The sequence below is a fragment of the Microbacterium sp. BE35 genome (assembly GCF_031457705.1).
Taxonomy (GTDB): Bacteria; Actinomycetota; Actinomycetes; order Actinomycetales; family Microbacteriaceae; genus Microbacterium; species Microbacterium trichothecenolyticum.
In genome coordinates this window covers 593,570-617,442 of record NZ_JAVDXD010000001.1, presented here as the reverse complement: position 1 = coordinate 617,442, position 23,873 = coordinate 593,570, and the positions used below count along the sequence as shown (strand labels likewise).

Annotated in this window: 17 protein-coding genes; 12 read left to right on the top strand and 5 right to left on the bottom strand. The window is 71.2% G+C overall.

Features of this window, described 5'->3' with window-relative positions:
• Window positions 1-74: 74 nt before the first annotated feature.
• The 5 genes from J2Y46_RS02645 (at window position 75) to J2Y46_RS02625 (ending at window position 4,311) form a co-directional block, all read left to right on the top strand.
• A complete protein-coding gene (locus J2Y46_RS02645; protein ID WP_310240028.1) occupies window positions 75-788 on the top strand; it encodes a GNAT family N-acetyltransferase in 714 nt (237 codons plus the stop codon).
• Between the two features lie 151 nt (window positions 789-939).
• Window positions 940-1,857, top strand: a complete 918-nt coding sequence (locus tag J2Y46_RS02640; RefSeq protein WP_310240026.1) for a cyclase family protein — start codon at window positions 940-942, stop codon at window positions 1,855-1,857.
• A gap of 95 nt (window positions 1,858-1,952) precedes the next feature.
• Window positions 1,953-2,252 carry a hypothetical protein gene (locus J2Y46_RS02635; RefSeq protein WP_045298543.1) on the top strand — a complete coding sequence of 100 codons (300 nt, stop codon included), beginning with the start codon at window positions 1,953-1,955 and terminating at the stop codon, window positions 2,250-2,252.
• 39 nt (window positions 2,253-2,291) lie between these two features.
• Window positions 2,292-3,425: an o-succinylbenzoate synthase gene (gene menC / locus J2Y46_RS02630; protein ID WP_045298542.1), complete on the top strand. Its 1,134-nt coding sequence runs from the start codon at window positions 2,292-2,294 to the stop codon at window positions 3,423-3,425.
• A 4-nt stretch (window positions 3,426-3,429) separates the two neighbouring features.
• A complete protein-coding gene (locus tag J2Y46_RS02625) occupies window positions 3,430-4,311 on the top strand; it encodes a hypothetical protein (protein WP_310240022.1) in 882 nt (293 codons plus the stop codon).
• An 85-nt stretch (window positions 4,312-4,396) separates the two neighbouring features.
• Here J2Y46_RS02625 and J2Y46_RS02620 read toward each other — a convergent pair whose 3' ends face one another.
• Window positions 4,397-10,708: a fibronectin type III domain-containing protein gene (locus tag J2Y46_RS02620; RefSeq protein WP_310241079.1), complete on the bottom strand. Its 6,312-nt coding sequence runs from the start codon at window positions 10,706-10,708 to the stop codon at window positions 4,397-4,399.
• Between the two features lie 951 nt (window positions 10,709-11,659).
• Here J2Y46_RS02620 and J2Y46_RS02615 point away from each other — a divergent pair.
• On the top strand, window positions 11,660-12,997 hold the full coding sequence (locus tag J2Y46_RS02615) for an alpha-hydroxy-acid oxidizing protein (protein WP_310240020.1): 1,338 nt from the start codon (window positions 11,660-11,662) through the stop codon (window positions 12,995-12,997).
• Window positions 12,998-13,006: 9 nt separating this feature from the next.
• Here J2Y46_RS02615 and J2Y46_RS02610 read toward each other — a convergent pair whose 3' ends face one another.
• Window positions 13,007-13,645: a hypothetical protein gene (locus J2Y46_RS02610; protein ID WP_045298533.1), complete on the bottom strand. Its 639-nt coding sequence runs from the start codon at window positions 13,643-13,645 to the stop codon at window positions 13,007-13,009.
• 101 nt (window positions 13,646-13,746) lie between these two features.
• On the opposite strand from J2Y46_RS02610, the gene J2Y46_RS02605 reads away from it, so the two are divergent.
• From J2Y46_RS02605 to J2Y46_RS02595, 3 genes are all read left to right on the top strand, one after another.
• The gene (locus tag J2Y46_RS02605; RefSeq protein WP_310240019.1) at window positions 13,747-15,606 is read left to right on the top strand and encodes a substrate-binding domain-containing protein; all 1,860 of its coding nucleotides are present in this window, start codon (window positions 13,747-13,749) and stop codon (window positions 15,604-15,606) included.
• A gap of 10 nt (window positions 15,607-15,616) precedes the next feature.
• Window positions 15,617-16,657, top strand: coding sequence for a hypothetical protein (locus J2Y46_RS02600; RefSeq protein WP_310240018.1), 1,041 nt, complete (start codon window positions 15,617-15,619; stop codon window positions 16,655-16,657).
• 69 nt (window positions 16,658-16,726) lie between these two features.
• Window positions 16,727-18,112, top strand: coding sequence for a glycine--tRNA ligase (locus J2Y46_RS02595; protein ID WP_045298528.1), 1,386 nt, complete (start codon window positions 16,727-16,729; stop codon window positions 18,110-18,112).
• A 73-nt stretch (window positions 18,113-18,185) separates the two neighbouring features.
• On the opposite strand, the gene J2Y46_RS02590 is transcribed toward J2Y46_RS02595, so the two are convergent.
• Window positions 18,186-18,797 (bottom strand): TetR/AcrR family transcriptional regulator, encoded by a 612-nt coding sequence (locus tag J2Y46_RS02590; RefSeq protein ID WP_310240016.1) that lies wholly within the window; start codon window positions 18,795-18,797, stop codon window positions 18,186-18,188.
• Between the two features lie 62 nt (window positions 18,798-18,859).
• On the opposite strand from J2Y46_RS02590, the gene J2Y46_RS02585 reads away from it, so the two are divergent.
• A complete protein-coding gene (locus J2Y46_RS02585) occupies window positions 18,860-19,642 on the top strand; it encodes an SDR family oxidoreductase (protein WP_045298524.1) in 783 nt (260 codons plus the stop codon).
• Window positions 19,643-19,690: 48 nt separating this feature from the next.
• Here the strand turns inward: J2Y46_RS02585 and J2Y46_RS02580 are convergent, their stop codons facing one another.
• Window positions 19,691-21,205, bottom strand: a complete 1,515-nt coding sequence (locus J2Y46_RS02580; protein WP_310240014.1) for an SPFH domain-containing protein — start codon at window positions 21,203-21,205, stop codon at window positions 19,691-19,693.
• Window positions 21,206-21,266: 61 nt separating this feature from the next.
• Window positions 21,267-21,734 carry an NfeD family protein gene (locus tag J2Y46_RS02575; RefSeq protein ID WP_045298519.1) on the bottom strand — a complete coding sequence of 156 codons (468 nt, stop codon included), beginning with the start codon at window positions 21,732-21,734 and terminating at the stop codon, window positions 21,267-21,269.
• A 231-nt stretch (window positions 21,735-21,965) separates the two neighbouring features.
• Here J2Y46_RS02575 and J2Y46_RS02570 point away from each other — a divergent pair, with 231 nt between their 5' ends.
• Together J2Y46_RS02570 and J2Y46_RS02565 are read left to right on the top strand one after the other, a co-directional pair.
• A complete protein-coding gene (locus J2Y46_RS02570) occupies window positions 21,966-22,979 on the top strand; it encodes an ATP-binding cassette domain-containing protein (RefSeq protein ID WP_310240011.1) in 1,014 nt (337 codons plus the stop codon).
• The gene (locus tag J2Y46_RS02565; RefSeq protein ID WP_045298515.1) at window positions 22,976-23,797 is read left to right on the top strand and encodes an ABC transporter permease; all 822 of its coding nucleotides are present in this window, start codon (window positions 22,976-22,978) and stop codon (window positions 23,795-23,797) included. Before J2Y46_RS02570 ends, J2Y46_RS02565 begins: the two co-directional genes overlap by 4 nt.
• Window positions 23,798-23,873 lie beyond the last annotated feature (76 nt).

Below are 23,873 nucleotides of genomic sequence, written 5' to 3'. Positions count from 1 at the left end.
CATCGTGCGGGGTTCCGCGATGCACGGGCCGGACCGGAGGAGTTCTGCCGGGCCTGCGGGTGCAGACTTAGGGCATGGCCGAGATACCGACGCCGCCCGGCATCGACATCCGCTTCCTCGACACCGTCGAGGAAGTGCACCGCGCATCCGCCGTGCTCGCCGAGGTGTGGGGCGGCGACCGGGGCGGAATGCCGCCGAACCTGCTGCGCGCCCTCGCCCACGCCGGCAACTATGCCGTGGGCCTGTACGACGAGGACCGCATGATCGGGGCCTCCGTCGCGTTCTTCGCGGAGCCTGCCGCGCGCTCGATGCACAGCCACATCACCGGCGTCCTCGCCGACCACCAGTCGCAGGGGCTCGGCCGCGTGCTGAAGCGGCATCAGCAGGAGTGGGCCCTGGCGCGGGGCGTCGGCCACATCACCTGGACGTTCGACCCGCTCGTCGCCCGCAACGCCCACTTCAACCTGCGTGTGCTCGGCACGCGGGTCACCGAATACCTCGTGAACCACTACGGCCCGATGGACGACGGCGTCAACCGCGGCGACGAGACCGACCGCATCATGGTGTCGTGGGCGCTCGCCGCGCCGCCGGTGCCCACCCCCGACGACGAGCGCGTGGCCGTGTCGGTCGGGATCCCCCGCGACATCGAGACCCTCCGCCGCGAGACGCCGGTGGATGCCGCGGTCTGGCGCACGCGCGTGCGCGAGCAGCTCGTGGCGCACCTCGCCGAGGGCCTCGTCATCGGCGGCTTCGACGACGCGCGGGGGTACCTGCTGGTTCGGCCCTGACGGAGGTCGTCGCCCCACCGGGTGGAAGGCGCGGCCCCGAACTTCGGAGAAACGGCCGGATGTCGGAGGGATTCTGCCGTGAGTGAGCGGAAACCCTGCCATTCTCCGAATTCCGGATGGGCAGCGGATGCTGCGCGCCTACGCTGACCGCATGCCCGACTACCGCGCCCACTTCGACTTCGACATCCGCTTCGCCAACGGGGGCGGCCTCGCCGGCAGCGGGTTCCGGCTCGACCTGCCGGGCGCCCACGCCACCGAGGACGAGATCGCCCGGCTGCTGATCGCCCACCTCGGGCTGGCCCTCGTGGACGAGGTCGAGCTGCGGGGCGTCCGCATCGTCGAGGAGGCGCACCGCGGCAGCAGGGGAGTGGATGCCCCGTCCCCGGCCGCCGGCGGGACGCGCGTGGTCGATCTCAGCCACCCGATCCGCGCCGGGCTCGTGACCTATCCCGGCCTTCCCGCGCCTACCATCACGCCGCATCTCACGCGCGAGGACTCGCGCGCCCGCTACGCGCCGGGCACGGAGTTCGCGATGGACATCATCCACATGATCGGCAACACCGGCACCTACCTCGATTCGCCGTTCCACCGATACGCCGACGGCAGCGACCTGGCCGGCCTCGACCTGTCGTCGCTCGTGGGCCTGCGCGCCGAGGTGTTCCACCTCGAGGACGCGTGGGATGCCTCGCGCCGAGGCATCCGTTCCGCCACGCTCGCCGATCGTGACGTGCGCGGCGCGGCCGTCCTGCTGCACACCGGCTGGGACGGGTGGTTCGGGCAGCCGGAGTACGGGGAAGGGGCGCCGTTCCTCACGGGCGAGGCCGCACAGTGGCTCATCGACGCCGGGGCGGTGCTCGTGGGCATCGACTCGGTGAACATCGACGACACCGAGTCGGGCGGCGAGCGCCCGGCGCACTCGCTGCTGCTGGGGGCGGGCGTGCACGTCGTCGAGCACCTCACGAACCTCGGCGCCCTGCCGCCGCGCGGCGCCCGGTTCACGGCTGCGCCGCCCGCCGTCGAGGGGTTCGGCACGTCCCCGGTGCGCGCCTTCGCCGAGGTCCCCGCCTGACCCCCGGACCGATCGCCGAATCCCCGTCGCCGCGCCCATCCCACGCGGGCAGATCACCGACGCCGATGTCGCAACCCCCTCGTACCGTGGGGGTCATGGACGGGTACGCAGGTGTACCGATCAGCTCGACGGCCGACCGGACGGCCTTCGAAGAGCTCGCCCTCGCGACGCGGCGGGTGATGTATCAGCGCACCTCGCACCATCTCCTCTCCTTCGAACGAGGAGGAATCATGCGCGAGCACATCGAGACCCTGATCGTCGCTATGAGCGACGCGCTGCGGGGAACGGCGCACCACACGGCGCCGGCAGAACCGCGTCGCCGGCGGCCGCGGGTCGCCCGGTCCACCTACGTCCCGGTCCTCCGGGACGCCGCGACCGCGCGCTTCGCGCACTGACCGCCTCGCTCTGTCGCCGGCCGGGCGTACGCTGAGCGCATGCCCATCGCCCGGCCGGCGGCATCCGTCACCCTCGAAGGATTCGAGCTGCGGGTGCTGCATCTGCCGCTCGTCGCACCGTTCACCACGTCGTTCGGCACCGAGACGGTGCGTGAGGTCATCGTCGTCCGCGCGCTGACCGCCGACGGCGACGGCTGGGGCGAGATCGTCACGCAGGCCGACCCGCTGTACTCGAGCGAGTACACGCAGGGCGCATGGGATGTCGCGCTGCGCTTCCTGGCCCCGGCTCTGCTCGACCGCGGGCGGCTCGCACCCGAGGAGGTCGCGGGCGTGCTCGAGCCTTTCAAGGGCCATCGCATGGCCAAGGCCGGGCTCGAGCTGGCCGTGCTCGACGCGGCGCTGCGGGCCGAGGGGCGCAGCTTCGCCGAGTACGCCGGGGCGGTGCGCGACCGCGTGCCGAGCGGGGTGTCGGTCGGAATCCAGGGCGACCCCGCGGCGCTCGTCGAGACCGTGCGCGGGTACCTCGACGAGGGCTACGTCCGCATCAAGATCAAGATCAAGCCCGGCCGCGACGTCGGCGACACGGCCGCCGTGCGCGACGCCTTCGGCGCGATCCCGCTGCAGGTCGACGCGAACTCCGCCTTCACGATGGCGGATGCCGACACCCTCGCCGAGCTCGACCGCTTCGACCTGCTCCTCATCGAGCAGCCGCTGCAGGAGGACGACCTCGTCGACCACGCGACGCTGGCCCGGCGCCTGCGCACCCCCATATGCCTCGACGAGTCCATCGTGTCCGACAAGGCCGCGGCCGATGCGCTCGCGCTGGGCTCGGCATCCGTCATCAACATCAAGGCCGGCCGGGTCGGCGGCTACCTCGAAGCGGTGCGCATCCACGATCGGTGCGTCGAGGCCGGGGTGCCGGTGTGGTGCGGCGGCATGCTCGAGACCGGCATCGGGCGGGCCGCGAACGCCGCGCTCGCCGCCCTCCCCGGATTCACCCTGCCCGGCGATGTGTCGGCCTCCAGCCGCTTCTACACGCGCGACATCGTCACCGAACCCGCCGTGCTCGAAGACGGGCATGTGCGCGTGCCGATCGGCCACGGCCTCGGCGTCGACATCGACCCGGTGGCGCTCGAGGACTTCACCGTCGCGCGCGAGACGCTGACGCGGTAGGCCGATGCGGACCCCGGCGCGACGGCGTCCCCGCCTCGGGGTGGTCGCGCTCGCGGGTGCGCTGGCGCTGACCGGGTGCGCCGCGACGGCCCGCACCCCCGAGCCTGCGCCGACGCTGCCGGCCGGGGTCGTCGTCGAGCTCCAGCAGCTGCGCTCGGACGTCGCCGGCCGGCAGGCCCAGGTTCATCTCGAGAACGGCGGCGACGCGCCGCTCACCGTGGCGGAGGTCCGCGTCGAAGACGAACGGCTCGCTGGCCCCGCGGTCCGCGTGATCGGCGGCCGCGTCAGCACCGTGGCGCCCGGGGGAGCCGTCGACATCCGCGTGCAGCTCCCGCCCGTCGACTGCACGGCGCCCGACGACGGCGAAGTCCACGTCGTCCTCGAACTGACCGGTGACTCCGCGTCGACCGAGGTGACGGCATCCGCTCCCGACCCCCTCGGGTTCCTGGCGGAGCTGCACGCCCGCGAGTGCCTGCTGGAGCGGGTGACGGATGCCGCCGCCCTCTCGTTCACCGGATTCGAGCCCTCCGCACCCGGCGCGCCTGCGGCGCTCGAGCTCACCGTCAGCCCGACCGGCGACGCGGCGGTCACGATCGAGGGCATCGGACGGACGAATCTGATCGACTTCGCCGGCGCCGCCTCCGAGGAGGTCCACGCGCTCGACGTCGAGGTCACCGAGGGAGAATCGGAGCCGATCGTGGTGCAGATTCCGATCGTGCCCTTCCGGTGCGACCCGCACGCCGTCCAGGAAGACAAGCGCGGCACGATCTTCGACCTGGCCGTCGGGCTCGAGGGCGAGTCCGGCTCTGTCGAGCTGTTCGTCGGCGAGGAGATGCGCGGCCGCATCCTGACGTGGGTCGCCGCCTGGTGCGGCTTCGGCGGCTGACCCCGAAGTCGAAACGCCCTGGGCCTGGCGCAGAACGCGAGACGGCCGGCCGCCCGAAGGCGACCGGCCGCATCCCGGCGCTCGGCTACTTGACCGTGACCGTGATCGCCTGGGAGCTGGTGGCTCCGGCGGCGTTGGCGAACTCGGCGACGTAGGTGTACGTGCCGGGCGCGCGTCCTGCGACGGCGGTCTTCGCCTGCTGCGCGTTCGGGGAGGCGGCGATGAGCGACTGCTGGTCGATCACCACACCGTTCTCGAACAGACGGTAGGCGGTGGCGTTGGTGCCCCACCACAGGTTGGCCGTGACGGTGTAGTTGCCGTCCTTGTCCCAGTTGTCGTGCGAGAGGACGGGTGCCGCGGGTGCGGCGTCCTTCACCTTCACCGTGACCGAGGTGGTCGCGGTGGTGCCCTTCGCGTTGATGAGCTCGCCCGTGTACACGTAGGTGCCGTTGGGCTTGCCCGACACGTCGACCGTCGACAGCTGCGCCTTCGGCGAGTTCGCGTCGAGCAGCTTCGTCGAGACGAGCGTGCCGTTCTCGTACAGCCTGTACACCGCGCCGTTGACCCCCGACCAGAGGTTCATCGACACCGTGAACGTGCCGTCGTGCAGACCGTCCTCCCAGCCGGAGTTCGTCGACAGCACACCGCGGCCGGGCTTCGCCGTCGCGCCCTCGTCGTCGAACACCAGCAGCTGCACCGACGCGGCCGTGACGAGGCCGTCGTGGTTCACCGCGTTCACGGTGAGGGTGTGCACGCCCACCTTGTCGTCGAGCGTGATGACCTGGCCCGGCGCGACGGGGGCGCCGTCGAACGCGATGTCGAGGCCTCGCACGCCCGACTCGGGATCGTCAGCGCTCACCCCCACCGAGAACGTCGCCGTGCTCGGCAGCAGCGTGCCGTCCGCCGGGACTCCCGACAGCACCGGCGCGGTGGTGTCGGTCGCCCCCGTCGGGTCACCGGTGACCGCGATGCGCGGTGCCGGCGGGGTGGTCATGCTGTCGCCGAGGAAGAAGCTCGTCTGCGGCGGCTGGTTGTAGCCGGTGTTCTGCCACGCGACCGACAGGCGGTAGACCGGGTCGTGCATCAGCGTGCGGATGCGCAGGTCGGTCTCGTCGGTGGTCGAGTAGATCCGCAGCTCGCTCGAGTCTGCCGAGCGCCACCCGATCTCCTCACGCCAGTCGCCGAACAGGTCGGCCTGCAGGTTCGGCGTTCCCTTCGTGTCGTTGTTCGTCAGCGCACCGTCGGCTGTGAGGATCCGGTCGGCCTTCTCGGTCTCCCAGTTCCATTTCGACACCGTGGGCACGCCGGTGCGAGTCGCGTCGGTCCAGTCGTGGTCGACGATCTCGCGGAGCGGGTCGCCGTCGAACCAGGCGAGGAAGTTCGCCGCCGGGATCTTCTCGGCGATGAGCTCGCCCGTGGACGACTTCAGCTGTCCGACCGGAGAGTTCCATGCGGCGTCGCCGCCGATGGCCCACCCCTCGGCCCCTTCGTAGCGCGGGTCGATGTCGCCCGACGCAGCGCGGCCGGTGTCCTTGACCGCGGGGATCGACCACAGCACCTCGCCCGTGCGGGCATCGCGCATGGTCGCGCCGAGGTTGCCGGAGTTCGCCATGTCCTCGTGGGCCGCGAAGACCTCGAGGCCCGGGTTCGTGGGCACGAGATCCGACACGTGGATGGCGTCGCCGTGGCCGAGGCCGGTCGAGTACAGCAGCTCCCCGTCGTCGTCGACCGTCGCGGAGCCGTAGACGATCTCGTCTTTGGCGTCGCCGTCCACGTCGGCTACCGAGAGGTTGTGGTTGCCCATCCCGTAGAAGCCCTCGCTGCCTTCGTCGTTCGAGTCGAGCACCCAACGCTGGGTGAGCTGCGACCCGTCGAAGTCGTACGCCGCCATCACCGCGCGGGTGTAGTACCCGCGACTGAAGACCGCGCTCGGGTGCTCACCGTCGAGGTACGCCGTCGCCGCCAGGAACCGGTCGACCCGGTTGCCGTAGGCGTCGCCCCACGCTCCCACGTCACCGCGGGCGGGCACGTAGTCCACCGTGTCGATCGCGGCGCCGGTCAGGCCGTTGAACACCGTGAGGTACTCCGGGCCGCTCAGCACGTATCCCGAGCTGTTGCGGTGATCGGCGCTGGCGTTGCCGATCGGCTGGCCCACGCCGTCGATCGTGCCGTCGCCGGTCTTCATCATGACCTCGGCCCGCCCGTCGCCGTCGTAGTCGTACACCTGGAATTGCGTGTAGTGCGCGCCGGCCCGGATGTTGACGCCGAGATCGATGCGCCACAGCCGCGTGCCGTCCAGGCGATAGGCATCGAGGTAGACGTTGCCCGTGTAGCCGGCCTGGGAGTTGTCGCGCGAGTTGGACGGGTCCCACTTCACGAGCAGCTCGTACTGACCGTCGCCGTCCACGTCGCCGACGCTCATGTCGTTCGCGCGATACGAGTACGGCTGGCCGTCCTTGCTGTACGCGTCGGCCGGCTTGTCGAGCGGCACCGACCGGTACGCGCCGGTCTGCACGCCGAACGAGTCCGTCTCCGTGGTCTCCACTCCGTCCAGCACCTTGGTGATGAAGTAGACGGATGCCTCGGCGCCGGCCTCGTCGAGATAGTTCGTCGAGTCCGTGAGCGGCGCCGAAGTGACCCGCTTTCCGTCACGGTAGACGTGGAAGGCCACGCTGTCGGGGTCGGTGCCGAGCATGCGCCACGACACCAGGTTGCCGGCATCCGTCGACACCGCCGCCGGGGCGCGGTCGAGGTACTCGGCCTGTCGCTGCAGCACGGTGACGGCGTCCGTCGACAGCTGCGCCGATGCCGCACCCGCGCCGCCGGCGTTCACTGCGACCACCGTGTAGAAGTACGGGATCGTGGTGAGGACCTCGGTGTCGGTGTAGCGGCTCGCGTCGGCCACACCGACCAGTTCGCCGCGTTCGCCCTCCACCTCGGAGCGGAACACCAGGTAGTACAGCGCACCCAGCGGCTGCGCCCACGAGAACTCCACCGAGCGCTTCTCGATGCTCTCCACGGCGAGCCCCGCCGGCGCTGCCGGCGGCGTCACGTCGGCGTCGACGAACGAGACCTCGACCGTCGCCGACGGCACCGACTCGAGCTTCGTCTGGTCGACGGCGGTCACGTGGTACGCGTAATCGAGCCCGACCCGAGCCGTCGTGTCGACGAACGCGGGCTCGTCCACCGCAGCGACGAGCACCGGCTCGGCGTCGAACGGCGACTTGCGGTAGACGTTCCACGTCAGACCCGGCTCGGCGTCCCACGCCAGCGACACGCTCGGTGCCGTCGGGTCGGCGTTCACGTCTGTGACCTCGAGGCCCACCGGCCCGAGCAGGATCGGCGTGATCTCCAGGCCATTGAGGCGCGTGCCCGCCGCGGCGCCGTAGGCCTCGACGTCGAGCCGGCCGTCGGTGACCAGGAACGGCCCGCGCAGGGTCGAGTTGACGCTGCCGGTCCCGGCGTTGCCGGTGCCCGCCTCCTTGCCTTCGATGCGGAAGCTCGTGCGCGTCGACCCGATCCAGTCGCCCGAGTAGGTCTTCACCGAGTACGTGCCGTTCGGCACGTCCAGGGCGAAGGTCGAGCCGTCGCCCGGGAGCACGAAGTCGCGCACCAGGTCGTTCGAGCCGGTCGCGGGGCCGCGGTCACGGCCGGCGTTCGCGGCCAGGGCATTGAGGAAGCCGTACCCGCGCTCGGCCGTGTACGCCGTGTTCGGGTTCACCTCGGTGTAGCCCGCCATGAGGGGGTTGCCCGCCAGCTGGAAGTCGTACTTGTACACCGCCTGCTTCGTGGTGAAGGTCACGGCGGCGCTCGGTGCGGACTCGCCGCGGCCGTTCACCGCGACGACGCGGTACCGGTACCCGGTGCCCTCGGCGAGGCCCTGCACGATCGAGCTCGTCTGCGTCACCATGCCCACGAGCGTCCACTCGGGGGCGGTGTCGGCCACGGCCTGACGGTAGATCTTGTAGATGTCTGCCGTCGGCGAGGCATCCCACTGCAGCGTCGCGCCGCCGTTGCTGATCGCTCCCGCGACGACATTCTGCGGTGCGACGGGCACCTCGGCAGGCGGCTCGATGTCGGAGACCTTCGCGGCGAGCGGCGTGTCCAGTCCTGCGACATCCTGCGCGATGAGCCTGGCCATCTGGATCGCGCCGTACTCCTGGAAGTGCGTGTCGTCGACGATGCCGGCGGGCCGGTTCGGGAAGATGCCCGGATCGACGTGCAGGAACACGGCCTTCGCCGCCTCCGGCCCGATCTCGTCCAGGTACGCGCGGCTGGACGCCGACAGGTCGACGAGCAGCACGTCCTCCTCGGCGGCGAGCTCCTTCATCTTGTCGACGTACTCGGGGAAGCTCACGTTGAACAGGCCCGTAGCCGCGTCGAAGCTCCGCCGCGAGACGGGCGTGACCAGGATCGGCGTCGCTCCGCGCTGACGCGCACCGTCGACGTAGACCCGCAGGTACTCCTTGTAGTCCGCGGGACTGGCGTAGCGGTCGTCGACGCCCTGGGTTGCGTCGTTGTGCCCGAACTGCACGAACAGGTAGTCGCCGGGACGGATGCTGCGCAGCACCTCGTCGAGACGGCCCTGCGTGATGAAGTTCTTCGACGAGCGGCCGCCGATGGCGTGGTTGGCGAAGGCGATGTCGTCGGCGAAGAACCGGTCGATCATCTGGCCCCAGCCGGCCTGCGGCGCGTAGGCGATCGGGTCGTAGGTCTGCACCGTCGAGTCGCCCGTGATGAACGCCGTCGAGATGGCCCCGGCGACGCGCGCCGGCAGGCGGGTGATCGTCACGGCGTTGACGGCGGGGGCATCGCCCGCGAACTGCAGCGTCAGCGCGCCGTCCACGAGGGCGATCGTGAACGACATGTCGAGGAACGCGCCCGCGGCCTGCGGGTTCGCCAGCACCTTCGCGATGCTCTCGGCGGTGACGGTCGTGGTGGTTGCGGCCTGCGCATCGCCCGAGACGAGGCGCACCGAGTAGTCGCCGGCGCCGAGGTCGACCTGGAAGGTCGAGCCGGCCGCCGCGACGAAGTCGCCGCGCAGCGCGTCCGAGCCGCCGCGGTCGACGTCGGGCGTCGGCGAGGTCGGCGCGGTCGAGAAGCCGTAGCCCCACTCCGGGTCGTACGCGGTCGCCGACGTCACCGAGAGGGCGCCCTCTGCCACCTGGCCGGGGCCGAAGTCGAAGGTCACGACGTCGCCCGCCGGCAGCGGCGCCGGGGCGGTGTAGACGGTGGAGGTCACCGTTGCCGAAGTCTGCGAGGCGCCGGCCTGGTTGCGCGCCGCGACCCGGTAGGTCCACTGCTGCGCCGTGTCGGCAGCATCCGTGTAACCGGGTGTGGTGACCGTCGCGAGCACGGAGAACGCGCCGTCGGCGCCGGCGCGCTCGACGACGTACTGGTCGCCGTTCGCAACAGCCGACCATGTCAGCACGACGGCGTCGCGCGTGACCTGTGCGACGGCGAGGTCGCCGGGCGCCTCAGGGGCGACGAGCTCGGGGATCACCCCCGATCGCACCTCTGCGGACGGCGCCGAGGCGACGCCGTCGTCGTTCACCGCCACGACCGCGTAGGCGTACGCCCGGCCCTCCCGGACCGATGCGTCGGCGTAGGCGGGTTCGGTGGCCTCGGCGATCTGCGAGAACCCGCCCGTGGTGTCGTTCACGACGTCGGCGCGGAGCACCTGGTACTTCGTGGCGCCGTCCACGGCGGTCCAGGTCAGGTCGACGCCGTTCCACGCGATGCGGGTCGCGGCGAGGTCGGCCGGGGCATCGGGCACGATCGGCGCCACGACGAGGCCGTTGACATACGCGCCGAGCCCCGAGCCGGTGAAGCCGACCGTGAGCTGGCCGTCGGTGACGGCGGCGGTGAACGTCGCGGTGGTGTTGAGTCCGCGCGCCGAGGTCATGCGGGTCTGGGCGACGCCCTCGAGGGTCACGGTGGCGTTGGTCCCGGATGCCGTGCTCAGGCCGTCGCCGATGGTCACGCTGACCTCGTAGTCGCCCTCGGGCAGCCCGTCGAGCTGGAAGCCCCAGTTCGTGCCGGCGACGAAGTCGTCTTCCATCGGGCCCGCGGGGGAGCCGTCGGTGCTGCGGTCGCGGTCGAAGAGTGTGACGCCCTCGGGCACGGTGATGCCCCAGCCCGCCGCGGCGGTGTACAGCGATGTCGGGCGTACCTGCTGCCAGCCCTCGGCGACGGCGCTCGTCGCGGTGCCGAAGTCGAACCGCCATGCTCCGTCGTCGGCCGGGGGAAGCAGAGCCGCGGCAGGGGTCGCGGTGATGAGAGCCGCGACCACGGCGGTGGCGCCGGCGATCGCGGTGAGTCGAAGCCCGCGGCGGGGTGCGCGGGCCGCGGGGGCGTGTTCTGCGGGTCGCGTCGCGCCGTCGGCGCGTGCGGACACGTGGGGCACGGTTCCTCCTGTTGTCAGCATCGGCAAAGGATGACGGCGCACGCCGCGGCATCGCGGCATCCGGCGTCGTGAACCGGGCGCGTACGGACTCGAGCCCTGTCCGGTGTGGACCGCGCTGGTGCCGCGGTCCGGTTTTGTTGTCGACCGCACGGAAAGCGTATTCCGTCGCGAGTCGCTCGCAGTCTGGCACGCGTTCACGCGATGGGGCAAGAGATTTATGAAACGTTTTTACGAGTTGACCTGCACACCTTGCGCTTCCGACGTCCGGTGCCCTAGGGTTCCCGGCGAGCGTTTTCCCAAACCCCCGTCGCCGATGCGTATACGGACCGTGTCGGCGACGGGCTCGGCGTGCGCCCGTCGTTCCCGTCGCCGGCGCCCGGTGCTCGGTGCTCGGTGCCCGGTGCCCGGTGCCCGGCGTTGGTGCCCGGTGCCCGGTGCTCGTCGTTTGTCGTTCCTGTCGCCCGGGCCCCGCGCTCGTCGTTTGTCGTTCCTGTCGCCCGGGCCCCGCGCTCGTCGTTTGTCGTTCCTGTCGTCGATTCCTGCTTTGGGGCGCAGACTCTCCGTTGGGGCGCACTTCTTGCGCCCCAACGGAGGAAACGCGCCCCAAACCCTGGCCGGTTGCGCCCCAAACCCTGGCCGGGTGGGCCCGACGGAGGAAACGCGCCCCAAACCCTGGCCGGGTGGGCCCGACGGAGGAAACGCGCCCCAAACCCTGGCCGGGTGGGCCCGACGGAGGAAACGCGCCCCAAACCCGCAAGACGCAGCGGACGGAACGCGCCCCAAACCCGCAAGACGCAACGGACGAAGCGCGCCCCAAGCCCGCAAGACGCAACGGACGGAACGCGGCCCGAACCGCCGCCCGCGCCGGACGGGCGGCCCCGACCCGCGAGCCGAGTCAGACCGGCCGGACGAGCTGACGCGGGGTCTGCGTAGGCTGTGCGCATGGCTCAGAGCAGCGCCGCCCCCGACGATCCCCCCGCCGCATCGCGCGGCATCTCGCGCCGTACGCAGTCCGACATCTACCGCGCCGGGATCAGCGGCACGCGGCCCCGGGTGCCGGTCGACACCGACGCCCTCGAGGCCGCGGCGCGCAAGGCGCTCAGCGCCGAGGCTTTCGCCTACATCGCCGGGGGAGCGGGCGCCGAGCGCACTGTCGCTGCGAACCGCGCGGCGTTCGGCCGCTGGCAGGTGTGGCCGCGGCCGCTGCGGGACGTGTCGTCCCGCGACCTGTCGGTCGACTTCCTGGGCGTGAGGCGCCCGACGCCGCTGCTCCTCGCCCCGCTGGGCGTCATGGAGATGGCCCACGCCGACGCCGACCTCGCGGTTGCGCGGGCCGCGGCGTCCCTCGGCGTCCCGTACACGCTGTCGAACCAGGCCTCTTTCCCGATGGAGGCGGTGGCGGATGCCGCGCCCGGCGGCTCGCGGCTGTTCCAGCTCTACTGGTCGGCGTCCGACGACCTCAACGCGTCGCTGCTGCGCCGGGCCGAGGCATCCGGATGCGAAGGCGTCGTCGTGACGCTCGACACCCACCTGCTCGGATGGCGCACGCGCGATCTCGACCTGGCCTACCTGCCGTTCACGCGCGCGATGGGGATCGCCCAGTACACCAGCGACCCGGTCTTCCAGCAGCTGGTCCGCGAGCGCTCCCGCGGAGGGACGGATGCCTCTACACCGCCGCCGCCGGTCAAGGTGACCCCGAAAGCGGTCGCTGCAGGCGTTCGGATCGCGCGCAAGGGCGCGGCCCTCACGGGCACGAGCAGCGTGCGCGAGAACCTGCGCTCGCCGCTGCCGCGCGCCGCGGTGGAGACGTTCCTCGACGTGTTCTCGACGCCGGCGCTCACGTGGGACGACCTGGCGAAGGCCCGGCAGTGGACGTCGCTGCCGATCATCCTGAAAGGCATCGTGCACCCCGACGACGCGATCCGGGCGCTGGATGCCGGCGTCGACGGCATCTGGATCTCGAACCACGGCGGGCGTCAGATCGACCAGTCCGTGCCGACCCTCGAGGTCCTGCCCACGATCGCCGAGCGCGTCGCCGGGCGGGTGCCGATCGTCTTCGACTCGGGCGTGCGGCAGGGCTCCGACGTGTTCATCGCGCTCGCGCTCGGGGCGACGACCGTGGCCCTCGGGCGTCCCTACTCCTATGGCCTCGGCATCGCCGGCGAGGCGGGCGTGCGCGAGGTGGTGCGCAACGTGCTGGCCGAGCTCGACATCACGCTGGGGCTCTCGGGACACACCTCGATCGCGGAGGTCGGGCGCGGCGCGCTGCGTGAGGTCTGACGTCCCGCGTCACCGCGGCCTGCCGTCGCGGGTGAAGCCGAAGATCGGCGCCTCCCCGGCGAGCTCCCCGGCCGGGAGCGGCTCGTGCGCGACCGGCTGGTCGGGGTAACCGGGATACAGCAGGGCTGTCAGCTCCTCGGCGTCGCCGGCTGAGCAGGTGCTCGTCGCGCCGACGCCGATCGCGTCCGCCCGGCCCGCGCCCCCGCGGATCTCGATGGTGAGCTCGGCGACGCCGACCGTCGGATCTGACGCCTCGACAACCACCTCGCCGGTTGCGGCCGTCGTCGGTGCCGTCGCCTTCCACCCGCGTTCGTCGAGCCACGCGGCGAGGCGGTCCGCGGTCGTCGCCGCATCGGCGGCGAGCGTCCAGCCCTCGAACGTGGTCCGGTGCAGTGCGAACGCGTATCCGCTGTCGCAGTCCGCGGGCAGATCGCCGTACTCCTGAACCTGCCAGGTGCCGTCGGAGATGTGGACGAGCACGGTGGCGACCGCCTCCTTGAACACCAGGTTCGCCTGTCGCGCCGAGGCGTACAGCTCGTCCCCGTGCGGCTGCCCGCTCGCGCATCCGGGCAGTGCGAGAATCGCGAGCGCGGCGACCGCGAGCCACCGCGGGAGGTGTGCGGAGCGTCCCGCAGCGGGCTCGGTCACGGCGACCTCCGGTCCACGCGATCAGGCTATGCCGCAGAGCCGCCGCGGGGGAGGGTGCCGCTCGTCTGTGCGGGCAGTGCGCGGAGCCTTAGGCTTCTGCCATGCCCGCACGAAGCCGGCGCTCGCCCGCCGACAGCACTCCTCTCGCCTGGATCCGACCGCGCCTGCTCGCGGGTGCGGCGGTGCTGGTCGCCTCGGCCGTCTCGCTGACCGGCTGCTTCGGCGCCGACCCCGTGGTCGAGGAGTCAGGTGGCGGCGACTTCGCCGACGACGGGTGCACGAGCGTCGTCGTGGCGACCTCGTCCGAGAAGGTCAACATGCTCGACGCGCTGGCCGACGCCTTCAAGGAGTCGTCGCAGCACGAGCAGCTCGCCGAGTGCGCGACGATCCATCCGATCAACGTCTCGTCGGGCGACGCGACCCGGTTCCTCACGACGGGCGGCGACTGGCCCGACGACGACACACGCCGCTGGCCCACGATGTGGTCCCCCGCGTCGACGGTGTGGACCGATCGGGTCGCGGCGGCAGCATCCGCCTCCCTCGTGGGCGAGCCCGCGTCGTTCACCCACACGCCGGTCGTGTTCGGGGTTCCCGAGACGATGGCGAAGGCGCTGGGCTGGCCCGGTGCCGAGATCGGCATCGCCGACTTCGAGGCGCTCTGCCAGGACCCCGCGGGCTGGGCGAGCGTCGGCAAGCCGCTGTGGGGCTCTTTCAAGATCTCGAAGACGAACCCCAACACCTCGACGACCGGGCTCTCGGCGATCCTGATGCAGTCGTACGAGGCATCCGGCAAGACCGCCGACCTCACCGCAGCCGACGTCGCTGCGGCCGCCGAGTTCTCGCGCGTGTTCGAGGAGTGCGTCATCCACTACGGCGACACCACCGGAAAGGTGCTGACGCGGCTCTACGACGAGACCCAGAACGGCGCCGGCGGCTCGGGATATGTCTCGGCGGTCGCGCTGGAGGAGACCTCGCTGCTCAACTACAACCAGGGCAACCCCGACTCGCACACCGTGCAGCCGGGTGAGACGCTGACGCCTCCGAAGGAGAAGCTGGTCGCGGTGTACCCGTCGGGCGGCTCGATGTGGTCCGACAATCCGATCACCGTGCTCGGCGCCGACTGGGTGACGCCCGAGCAGGCCGAGGCGGGCGCGGCGTTCGCCGCCTTCCTGCAGACCGACGCGGCGCAGAAGATCCTGCCCGAGTACGGCTTCCGCCCGCTGGATGCCTCGGTGCCACTGGGCGACCTCTTCACGGCTGCTTACGGGGTCGATCCCGCCGGGCCTGCAGTCACGCTGCCGAAGCCGGCCGTCGACGTGGTGTCGGCCGCGATCGACCAATGGACGCAGATCCGCAAGCCCTCGTCGGTGCTCGAGGTGATCGACATCTCCGGCTCCATGGACGAGGCGATCGGTGACGGCCGCTCGAAGCTGGACGGCGCGATCGAGGGCGCGCAGGCGACCCTCGGCCACTTCCGTTCGTCGGACGAGGTCGGGGTGTGGGCGTTCACCACCGGCGTCGAGTCGGAGGCCGGGCAGAACATCGTCGTGCTGCGGGACGTCGAGCCGCTCGCGTCCGACCGCGAGTCCGTCGATTCGTCGCTGGACGACCTGCGCTTCGCTCACCGCGACGGCACCCCGCTGTACGACGCGATCGCCGCCGCCTACGACGAGATGATGGCGCGGGCGCAGCCCGGCCGCATCAACGCGATCGTGCTGCTGTCGGACGGCCAGGACACCGACTCCGAGATCTCGCTGGACTCGCTCGTCGCGAAGATCGGCGCGTCGTCGAAGGAGGGCGGCGACGACGCCCCGGTCCGCATCTTCCCGATCGCTTACGGCGAGGGCGCCGACACCGGCGCGCTGCAGCGCATCGCCGAGGCGACCGGCGGCCAGTGGTTCGACGCGTCCGACGCGGCGAAGATCGACCTCGTCTTCGCGTCCGTGATCAACAACTTCTGAACGGCGCAGGATGCCCCACGATCTCGGCCTGAACGCGACGGACGTCTACCTCGACGACGCCGTCGACGGGCTCGCGAGCAGCAACGTGTACGTCTCGAGCGACGTGTCCGGAGGGACGCAGCTCCAGCAGGAGCTCGATCAGCAGGTCACCGACGAGTCGATCGCGGTCGTCGTGTTCCCCGACAACGAGGCGTTCGACATGACCGGCCGGGAGATGGTGGCCTCGCTCGCCGGCCGAACCGACTACGACACGATCATCGTCGCGATCGGCGACGACCTCTCCGCAGGGTCGCACGTGCTGTCCACGGGCGAGGCGATGCGCATCGCGAACGAGGCCGAGTCCGCGGCCCCCGATCTCGACACCGCGATCGTGCAGACGGTCGAGGGCGTCATCGCGGCGTACCCGCCCGACTACGAGCCGAGCGCGGGCGGGGTCGACGGCGGACTCATCGTCGGCGGTGCGCTCGGTCTCGTCGCGCTGGTCGCGGCGGGCGGTGCGCTGTGGGCGGTGCTCCGCCGGCGCGGGCGCGGCGGCACCCGGGGGCATCACGCCCCGCTTCCCGACACCGTGCGACCGCTCGTCGGGCGGCTGCGGGCGCTGAGCGGCGAGTACGCGGCGGCCGGGGCATCCGGAAATCGCGATGCCACCGACGTGGCGAGCGAGATCGTGACCGTCGCGAACAACACGACCGAACTCTTCGACCGCCTCGACCGCAAGGGCGACGAGGGCCAGCGGGCCACGGCCGCCGTCGAGTACGGCGAGACGCTGCGCAAGCTCACGGCGGCCCTCGACCGCGACTATCTGCTCGACATCCTGCAGCACCCCGATCTCTGGGACGACCCCGTCGACCGCGTTCGCGAGGTGCGCACCGCGCTGACGTCGTTCTCCACGGAGCTCATCGAGAACATCAAGCAGGTCAACGCCCGCCGGGGCCTGCACTTCCAGGTGTCGCTCGACGGCCTGATCGGCCGCCGCAAGGAGCTGCAGGAGTGGGACCGCGCCTTCGAGCGGGCGGACGGCGAAGCCGGGCCCCCTCCACGCGACGACTAGAATCGACGGATGCCGCGGTCAGCGGCCTCTCGCACCTTCGTGCATCCCCTCCCGACCATTGGAGCCACCGTGGCCGAGCAGTCTCGCCTCGACAAAGTCATCGCCCTCGCCCGTCACCGCGGGTTCGTGTTCCAAGCGGGTGAGATCTACGGCGGATCCCGGTCGGCATGGGACTACGGCCCCCTCGGCACCGAGCTCAAGGAGAACATCCGCCGCCAGTGGTGGCAGACGTTCGTGCGCGGACGCGGCGACATGGTCGGCCTCGACTCGTCGATCATCCTGCCCAAGCGCGTGTGGGAGGCGTCCGGTCACGTCGCGACCTTCACCGACCCGCTCGTCGAGTGCCTGCAGTGCCACAAGCGCTTCCGCGCCGACAACCTCCTCGAGGACTTCGAGGCGCGCAAGGGCCGCAAGCCCGAGAACGGGCTCGCCGACATCCCGTGCCCCAACTGCGGCACGAAGGGCCAGTACACCGAGCCCAAGGCGTTCTCGGGCCTCGTGAAGACGTACCTCGGCGTCGTCGACGACGAGTCGGGCCTGCATTACCTCCGCCCCGAGACCGCGCAGGGCATCTTCGTGAACTTCTCGAACGTGCTCACCGCGAGCCGCAAGAAGCCGCCGTTCGGCATCGGCCAGGTCGGCAAGGCGTTCCGCAACGAGATCACGCCCGGAAACTTCATCTTCCGCACGCGCGAGTTCGAGCAGATGGAGATCGAGTACTTCGTGCCGCCGGCCGAGGCGCAGGAGTGGTTCGAACACTGGGTCGACGAGTGCTGGGACTGGTTCATCGGGCTCGGCATCGACCCAGACAACATGCGCCGGTTCGACGTGCCCGAAGAGGACCGCGCCCACTACTCCGACGGCACCATCGACGTCGAGTACCGCTTCGGCTTCGCCGGCAAGGAGTGGGGCGAGCTCATGGGCGTCGCCAACCGCACCGACTACGACCTGAGCTCCCACTCGGAGGCGTCAGGCCAGTCGCTGACCTACTTCGACCAGGCCTCGGGCGAGAAGTACATCCCCTACGTCATCGAGCCGTCGTTCGGGCTCACCCGCGCGATGATGGCCTTCCTCGTCGACGCGTACCACGAGGAGGAGGCGCCGAACGCGAAGGGCGGCACTGACACCCGCACGGTGCTCAAGCTCGACCCGCGCCTGGCTCCCGTGAAGGTCGCGGTGCTCCCGCTGTCGCGCAACGAGCAGCTCTCGCCGATCGCCCGCGAGGTCGCGGAGCAGCTGCGCGGCGACTGGAACATCGACTTCGACGACGCGGGTGCCATCGGCCGCCGCTACCGCCGTCAGGACGAGATCGGCACGCCGTTCTGCGTCACGGTCGACTTCGACTCGCTCGACGACCGCGCCGTCACCGTCCGCGACCGCGACACGATGGGCCAGGAGCGCGTCCCACTCGACGGCCTGCACGCCTACCTCGAGGAGCGCCTGAAGGGCGCCTGACCTCTCCCGCTCGCTGAGCTCGACGAACGCCGGATGCCTCGACCCACGCGGGTCGAGGCAGCCGTCGTCTGCGTCAGGGCGCGACGGTCGGCGCGTCGACGGACGAGAGGCCGCGCCACACCGAGGCGATGGTCGCGGCGGTGGCGTCCCGCCACGGGAAGCCGTTGAGAAGGTCGTCGGTCGCAAGGGTCGCGACGCCGTGGACGGCCGCGAAGGCGACGACCGCGGCCTCCTCCGCGGGTCCGGGCGGAAGCTCGCCGGCGTCCTGCGCGGCCGTGATGAGGGCGACGAGCGCCGGCATCGCGACGTGGCTGACCTCGACCAGCTCCGCGGATGCCGCGGCATGGTGCTTCGCCGTGTACATCGAGCGCAGGATCGCAGGGTGCTTCACCGCGAAGCTCACATAGGCGTCGCCCGCGGCGCCGAAGCGTTCCGCGAACGATCCGGGGGAGTCGACGGCATCCGCGAGCGCGGCGTTGAGGCGCTGGAAGCCAGCGATCGCGAGGGCATCGAGCAGCGCCTGCTTGTCGCGGAAGTGGCGGGCGGATGCCCCGTGGCTGACGCCGGCATCGCGTGCGAGCCGGCGCAGCGACAGGGCGTCGGCACCCTCGGCGTCGACGACGTCCCAGGCGCGGCCGAGCAGCGCGACCCGCAGGTTGCCGTGGTGGTACGTGCGCTCCGTCACTGTCCCAGCCTAGCGCGATGTTGGCATTGACAACAATGCTGTCACTGTCTACATTGGCTGGCATGACCAGGGACTACCGCGGCACCACCGCGCTCATCACCGGCGCGAGCGCCGGACTCGGCGTCGAGTACGCGACGCAGCTCGCCTCCCGCGGGGCGGACGTCGTGCTCGTCGCCCGCCGCGAAGAGCGGCTCCGCGACCTCGCTGAAAGCCTCGCGCGCGACCACGGCGTTCGGGCGACCCCGATCGCCCTCGACCTCACCAGGCCGGATGCCGCGGCCGTGCTCCGCCGGGAGCTCGACGAGCGGGGCATCCGGGTGCAGACGCTCGTCAACAACGCCGGATTCGGCATGAAGGGCGCGTTCGCCGAAGCGGACGCCGCGCGCATCGGCGAGATGGTGCAGGTCAACGTCGCCGCGCTCGTGGCGATCACGAGGGAGCTGCTGCCCGAGATGGTCGCCGACGGGCGCGGAGCGCTCGTGGGCATCGCGAGCACCGGCGCGTATCAGCCGTGCCCGAACATGGCCGTGTACGGCGCCACGAAGGCTTTCGTGCTCAGCTTCACCGAGGCCCTCGCCTACGAGACGCAGGGCTCGGGGCTCGGCGTGCTCGCGGTGAGCCCGGGGGCGACGCGCACCGAGTTCTTCGACATCACCGGTGCCGACGCGGCAGTGGGGCGGTTCCAGACGCCGGCCCAGGTCGTCGAGCTGACCCTCCGCCGGCTCGATCGCGACGACGTGCCGCCGAGCGTGGTGTCGGGGCGCGCCAACGCCTTCAGCGCCTGGGCCGCACGGGTGATGCCGCGCCGCGTGACGCTCGCCGTGAGCGGCCGCGTGCTGAAGTAGCCGCCGGTGCCCGGCCCCTCGCGGGGCCGGGCGCTTCGCGTGACGGGGTCAGCTGCCGATCGCTGCGGCGGCATCCTTCGCGGCGTTCTTCGCCGCCGTGCCCGCGTCACCGGCGGCGGCCAGCGCGTCGGCACCCGCGGTCTTCAGCGCGAACGACTGCAGCAGGGTGTTGAGGTCGAGGCCCGTGAGGCCCTTCACGACCTCGGTGCCCTCGCCGAGCACCCGGCCGACGGTCTTCGTCATCTCGGACGCGCCATCGGTCGAGACGACGGTGAGCTTGTCGATCGAGGCGATCGGCTCCGCCGCGGCGCGGACGATGTCGGGCAGACGCGAGATGATCTCCTGCGCGAGAGCCGCCTCGCCGTACTTCTGCAGCGCGAGCGCCTTCGCGTCGGTCGACGCCGCCTCGGCCAGACCCTCGGCCTGGATGGCGGACGCGCGGGCCTCACCCTCGGCCTTGATGCCGGCGGCGAGCGCGACCTGCTTGTCGCGTTCGGCCTCACCCGACACGCGCACGGCCGTGGCGGCCGCTTCGGCGTCCTGCACGGCGGCCACCTTGTTCGCCTCGGCGATCTTGGTGCGCTTGAACGCGTCGGCCTCGGTGGCGGCATTCGCCGCGTCGCGCTGCGCGGTCGCGCGCTGCACCTCGGCGTAGGCCTGCGCCTCGGCGGGCTTGCGGATCTCGATGTCGAGACGCTCCTGCGTCACGAGTGCCTGCTCGGTGAGTGCCTCGCGCTCCTGCACGGCCACGAGCTTGTCCTGCTCGGCGGTGGCCAGCTGGCCCGCCGCCTGCGCCTCGGCGTTCGCACGGTCGGTCTCTGCCTTGATCGTGGCCTGCTTGAGGGCGAGCGCCTTCTGGCGCTCGGCGATCTGCTCGGATGCCTCGATGCGGGCGAACTCGCTCGCCCGGGACGCCTCGGCCTCGCTGATCTCGGCGACCTGGCGGGCGCGGGCGGCCTCGGCGCGGCCGAGGTTGGCGAGGTAGTCGCTGCCCGGCGTCGAGATGTCGCTGATGTTGAGGAGGTCGACCTGCAGGCCCTGCTCGACGAGGTCGGCCTTCGTCTCGGCGACGACGCGGTCGGAGAGGCTCTTGCGGTCGGAGATGATCTGCTCGATGGTCATGTCGCCGACGATCGAGCGGAGCGACCCCTCGAGCGACTCCTTGATGATCTCGGTGAGGAGGTCCTGCTGCGAGAGGAAGCGCTGTGCGGCGCGGCGCACCCCGTCCTCCGTGCCCGAGACCTTGAAGTTGATCGAGGCCTTGATCGCGATCTTGATGCGGTTCTTGTCGACGCCCTCGACGGTGATGCCGATCTGACGCTGCTCGAGCGAGATCGAGAAGCCCTGCTGCAGGATCGGCCACACGAACGTGCGACCGCCGATCACGACGCGCTGGCCGCTGCCGGTTTCGCCGGGATCCGGTCGTCCGGCACCGCGCCCGACGATCACCAGCGCCTCGTTCGGGGGCACGCGGCGGATGCGGCGCGCGATGAAGGTGATCAGGCCGAGCACCGCCACGATGAGGGCGACGACAGCGATGATCTGGATGAGTTCGTTCGTCATGGACGACCTTTCTCGTGGGATGCCGCGACCCGGGGTTCCCGACCCGGACCGCGGTGGGGATCTACTCCGCGACGACCTTGACGCGGGTGCCGGCGTGCTCGATGACGCGCACGCGCACGCCCTCGGCGATGGTGTCGTCCGCGTAGGCGAGGCGTCGCTCGACCTCGTGCGGACCGTCGAGGCTGACCTCGCCGCCGGCCGGGGAGACCGTCGAGCGCGTGACGCCCGACAGGCCGAGTGCCGACGCCGGCACGCCGTCGGAGCTCTTGGTCAGCCGCTTCACGAAGACCACGGCGATGACGTAGGCGATGATCGCCAGCACTGCGGCGAGCACGTACGCCCAGAGCGTGTCGAGGCCGTTCGTGGTGGTGAGGGCGCCGGATGCGCCGAACACGACCGCCGCGATGCCCAGGGCGGTGCCCGAGATGGCGCCGTCGCCGATGTCGAAGTGGTCGAAGATGTCGCCGACGACGAGCGAGATCAGCAGCACGGCGAGGCCGACGCCTCCGACGATCAGGAAGGGCAGCACGGTGTCTCCTGCAAGGGTGCGGTGCGGGCGGGTCCTTCCACCCTAGCCAGCGGTTGGGACCCGGTGTCCAATCCTGGGACCGGATGTGGAGAACGCGCTCCGCGGGCGTGCTGTCGAGGCATCCGTCCGCGCGGCAGCCTGATGACAGCGCCGTGGCAGCGCGATGCCGCGGACGACAGCGGGGTGACAGTCCCACGGGCGCACTCTGGGTGACGTCGAAAGGCGAATCCCATGACCATCACCACTTCCGCATCCCGCACCCCCGCGGTCCGCGCCGAAGGGCTCGTCAAGAGCTTCGGTGCCAACCGCGCGGTCGACGGCGTCGATCTGACCGTCGAAGCCGGCACCGTGTACGGTGTGCTCGGCCCCAACGGCGCGGGCAAGACCACCACGATCAGCATGCTGGCCACCCTGCTGCGCCCCGACGCCGGGAAGGCCGAGATCTTCGGCTACGACGTCGTGCGCCACCCTCAGATCGTGCGCCGGCTCATCGGCCTCACCGGCCAGTTCGCGTCCGTCGACGAGACCCTCTCGGCCACCGAGAACCTCGTCATCTTCGGTCGCCTCCTCGGGCTCTCGCGCATCGATGCCAAGCGCAAGGCCGCTGAGCTCCTGGAGGAGTTCTCCCTCACGGAGGCGGCGACCCGGCCTCTGGCGAAGTTCTCCGGCGGCATGCGCCGCCGCCTCGACCTCGCGGCATCCCTCATCGCCCAGCCGCCGCTGATCTTCCTCGACGAGCCGACCACCGGCCTCGACCCGCGCACCCGCGGGCAGATGTGGGACACGATCCGACGTCTGGTCGCGACGGGATCCACTGTGCTGCTCACGACGCAGTACCTCGACGAGGCCGACCAGCTCGCCGACCGCATCGCCGTCATCGACCGCGGCACCGTGGTCGCCGAGGGCACCGCCATCGAACTCAAGGCATCGGTCGGCCAGTCCTCGCTGCTGCTGCGCCTGCGTGCGGGATCCGACATCGCCGAGGCGCAGCGCGAGATCTCGCGCGTGCTCGGCGTGACGGCCATCGTCTCGCCCGAGGCCGCACGTCTCACCGTGCCCATGAGCGACCCCGATCGCGTCGCCGACCTGCTCGTGGCGTTCCGCGCCGCCGACCTGCACCTCGAGGAGCTCAGCGTGCAGCAGCCGTCGCTCGACGAGGTCTTCCTCACCCTCACCGGCAAGGGCGTGCCGGAAGGCGACGAGGCCGCCCACGCGACCGACGAACTCGAAGGAGCCCGCGCATGACCGCCATCGCGACCCCCATCACCCCGGTCGCGGACCGCGACCTCTCGAACCGCTCGACGCTCGGCCTGACGGTGCGCAACACCCTCACGATGGCGTGGCGCGGCATCCTGAAGATCCGGCGCACGCCCGAGCAGCTCATCGATGTGACGGTGCAGCCGATCATCTTCACGCTGATGTTCACGTACATCTTCGGCGGCGCGATCGCCGGTGACGTGCAGAACTACCTTCCGATCATCATCCCGGGCATCCTCGTGCAGACCGTGATCACGACCTCGGTCGTCACCGGCGTGCAGCTTCGCGAAGACATGGACAAGGGCGTGTTCGACCGTTTCCGGTCGCTCCCGATCGCCCGCATCGCGCCGCTGTCGGGGGCTCTGCTGGCCGACACCCTGCGATACACGATCGCGACGACGCTCACCTTCACGATGGGCTTCATCATGGGCTTCCGCCCGGGCGGCGGACTGGCAGGCGTGATCGCGGCCGGGCTCCTCGTGATCGCCTGCTCGTGGGCGATGAGCTGGATCTTCGCCTTCTTCGGCGTCATCGCGCGCACCGCATCGAGCGTGCAGGGCATCTCGATGCTCATCCTCTTCCCGCTGACGTTCCTGTCGAACGCGTTCGTGCCGGCGGACACCATGCCCGACTGGCTGCAGTGGTTCGTCGAGGCGAACCCTGTCTCGCACCTCGTGACGGCCGTGCGCGGGCTCGTCAACGAGGGCACGGTGACGACGGAGGTCTTCACCGCGCTGCTCGGCGCCGCGGTCATCGTGGCCGTGTTCGCCCCTCTCACGGTGCGGGCGTACATGCGGAAGGCGTGAGTGGATGCCGCGGCCCGCGGCGGTGACGACGGGCCGGGTGCAGGGGGGGCGGGGTGGCGGGAGCTGCCCCGGCCCT